Origin of the sequence: Thermanaeromonas sp., from assembly GCF_021890735.1 — a bacterium.
Taxonomy (GTDB): domain Bacteria; phylum Bacillota; class DSM-521; order Neomoorellales; family Neomoorellaceae; genus Thermanaeromonas.
Genome location: NZ_JAKKUR010000130.1, coordinates 1 through 3,152 on the forward strand (window position 1 = coordinate 1; position 3,152 = coordinate 3,152).

A 3,152-nucleotide genomic window follows, 5' to 3' on the forward strand; every position below is an offset into this window, starting at 1 on the left:
AACTTCTAAAACTTCGTCTATATTACGGCAGTGGCGGCGGTAGGGATTCACAGGGAAACCCTGTTCCTCTAGATACTCCAGAGCTTCCATCTGGGTGGACAGCTCCACCCCTTCAACGTACAATACCTGATACACAAAAAGACCTAGAGTACGGGAAGCTGTAACCTGTGGGTCTAGCTGTCGCAAAGATCCGGCCGCCGCATTACGGGGATTAGCAAAGATAGGTTCGCCTGCTTCTTCACGTGCCTCATTTAGCTTAGCGAAGGCTTCTTTAGGCATATAAGCCTCACCCCGTACCTCAAGCCTGGGCACGGGCCGGCGTAAATATAAAGGTAAAACCCTTATCGTGCGCAGATTAGCTGTAACATCTTCACCTACCTCCCCATCCCCGCGAGTGGCCCCCGTGGTAAAAACTCCATCCACATAAGTTAGAGCCACAGAAAGCCCATCTATCTTAGGTTCCACCACATAGTCCACTTGGCGACCTGCCAGTTCACGCACACGGCGGTCGAAATCCTGGAGGTCTTCGGCATTGAAGGCATTGGAGAGGCTAAGCAAGGGCTGGCGGTGGCGCACAGTGGTAAACTCAGGCCGTGGTGCCCCTCCCACCCGCTGGCTGGGAGAATCCGGGGTAACAAGTTCTGGAAAACGCTTCTCCAGCTCCAGGAGCTCCCGCATTAAAGCATCGTATTCCTGGTCGGTGATAACGGGCGCATCCAAAACAAAGTAGCGATAGTCATGTTCGGCAATGATTTTACGCAGTTCCTTAAGGCGCTTTTCTGCTTCTTCCCGGCCAATATCCACCATCGTCCTCCACCTCACACCTTCTGTAAAGGTGCATATTTAAGAAGCAATTCTTTACGCCCCAGCCCAGCGAAATCTACCGTAACTTGGGCATCTTCACCCTCTCCCTTTACACCCACTACTACGCCGATACCGAACTTGGCATGGCGTACTTTATCTCCAACCGCCAGGGAAATACTAGGAAAAGGATCCGGTCCCGCTGTTCCTGCGGAAGCCCTTTCTCTTCCAGAAGCAGCCTTTCCGCCAGGTAGGACCTTGAGCTCAAGTTTTGCTGCCCTAGGAGCTATTTCTTTCCGGATAGATCTTTCCTTCCAAGGTTGTATTACCTCAGAAGGTATCTCCTGCAAAAACCTAGAAGGAGGGCTATTTAGAGTAGTACCATAAAGATGTCGGCAAGCAGCATAGGTAAGGTATAATACCTCCTGGGCCCTGGTCATACCTACATAGCACAGCCGGCGCTCTTCTTCTAGTTCCTCTTGGTCCGTGAGGGAACGGAAGTGGGGGAACACGCCTTCCTCCATACCGGCCAAAAAGACCACCGGAAATTCTAAACCCTTAGCTGTATGAAGAGTCATCAGGGCCACCACATCTCCGCCACTGAAACTGTCAGCTTCAGCCACCAGGGCCACCTGGGACAAGAAACCTTCTAAGCTTTTTTCTCCTTCCTGGGTATCGTAAGAGCGAGTAACTGTAAGGAGTTCCTTTATGTTCTCTAAACGTGCCAAGGCTTCGGGAGTTTTTTCCGCTTCTAGCTCCGCCTGGTATCCAGTTTCTATAAGAACTTTCTTTACTAGATCAGTTACAGGTAGTATATCCTTTTCCTGCCTTAAGGTTTCTAGCAATCTCCCCAATTCCTTAAGGGTATGTATCTTCTGCCAAGCCAGCCCGGGGATCTCCTCTGCCCTATTCAAAGCTTCTACGATAGTTAGGCCCTGTTCCCGGCAGAACAGTTCTAACTTAGACCACGTAGCCTCTCCTATACCCCTCCGCGGGACGTTAATAACCCGCTTTAAGCTGAAAGTATCCGCAGGGTTAGCCACCACCCGTAGATAAGCCAGTATATCCTTTATTTCCTTCCGCTGGTAGAACTTAAGGCCCCCTACGATCTCATACGGGATGCCCAGCCGGATAAAAGCTTCCTCTAAAGCCCGGGATTGGGCATGGGTCCTATAAAGAACAGCAAAAGAGCTAAAAGTCCGGCCTTCCTCTTGGTGCCGCCTCAAAATCTCTCGAGCAATAAAATTACCTTCATCCTGCTCATCCCGGGCCTCATAAAGGTAAAGGGGCTCACCTTCTTTCTTTTTGGTCCATAGCCTCTTCTCCTTACGCCCCAAGTTATTTTTTATTACTTCGTTAGCCGCATGTAAGATAGGCCAGGTAGAACGATAATTTTCTTCCAAAAGGATGACCTTGGCATTGGGGAAATCTTCTTCAAAGGCCAGAATATTACCGATATCTGCCCCCCGCCAGCCGTAAATGGATTGGTCCGGATCTCCTACTACACACAGGTTATCCCCTTTGCCCGCCAGAAGCTTTACTAAAACGTACTGGGCGTGGTTAGTATCCTGATACTCATCGATAAGGATATGCTTAAAGCGATGCTGATAATAGCGCAACACCAAGGGATTCTCTTGGAATAAGCTTACAGTAAGCATCAAGAGATCGTCAAAATCCAGAGCATTTAATCTCCTTAGCCTCTCCTGGTAAGCCCGGTAGATGGTCGCTATCTTCTCTTCAGCATAAGTACTGGCTAAAGCTGCGTAATCCTCTGGATTGTACAGAGCATTTTTAGCATTGCTTATAGCAGCAGCCACCGAACGGGGTGGAAATTTCTTTTCATCTATGTTTAGTTCCCTCAAAACTTCCCGCAACAAAGCTAACTGATCGTCTGTATCGTATATCACGAAATTAGGGTTATACCCTAAAAGACGGATATCCCTCCTCAAAATCCGGACGCAGGCCGAGTGAAAAGTGCTAACCCATAAACCCCGGGCCACCTCACCCACCAGTTTTTCCAGCCGTTCCTGCATCTCCTGGGCCGCTTTGTTAGTAAAGGTAACGGCCAATATAGCCTCCGGTTCTACACCCTCTAGAAGCAGATGGGCCACCCGATAGGTAAGAACCCGGGTCTTACCGCTTCCAGCCCCGGCTAAAACCAGTAAAGGCGCACCCCGGTGACACACTGCTGCTAGCTGCTGGGGATTTAAACTATTTAAGAAATCGAGCAAAGCCTCCACCTCTTGCCGAAGCTGTAAATTTTTTTCGCTGCACCTCTGTTAATTTCCTGCCTTCAACCTTTAATTTTAACATTAGCCCAGGCTATTACCAAAATGACCTTTGCTATATCC

2 protein-coding genes are annotated in these 3,152 nt (G+C 49.3%); both read right to left on the bottom strand.

Annotation, left to right across the window (positions count from 1 at the left end; translation table 11 throughout):
• A partial coding sequence (locus L5656_RS11090; protein ID WP_428849311.1) for a DNA ligase LigA-related protein occupies positions 1-807 on the bottom strand: 807 nt, incomplete at its 3' end.
• Between the two features lie 11 nt (positions 808-818).
• Positions 819-3,041, bottom strand: coding sequence for a DNA helicase PcrA (pcrA, locus tag L5656_RS11095; RefSeq protein ID WP_297202932.1), 2,223 nt, complete (start codon positions 3,039-3,041; stop codon positions 819-821).
• Positions 3,042-3,152 lie beyond the last annotated feature (111 nt).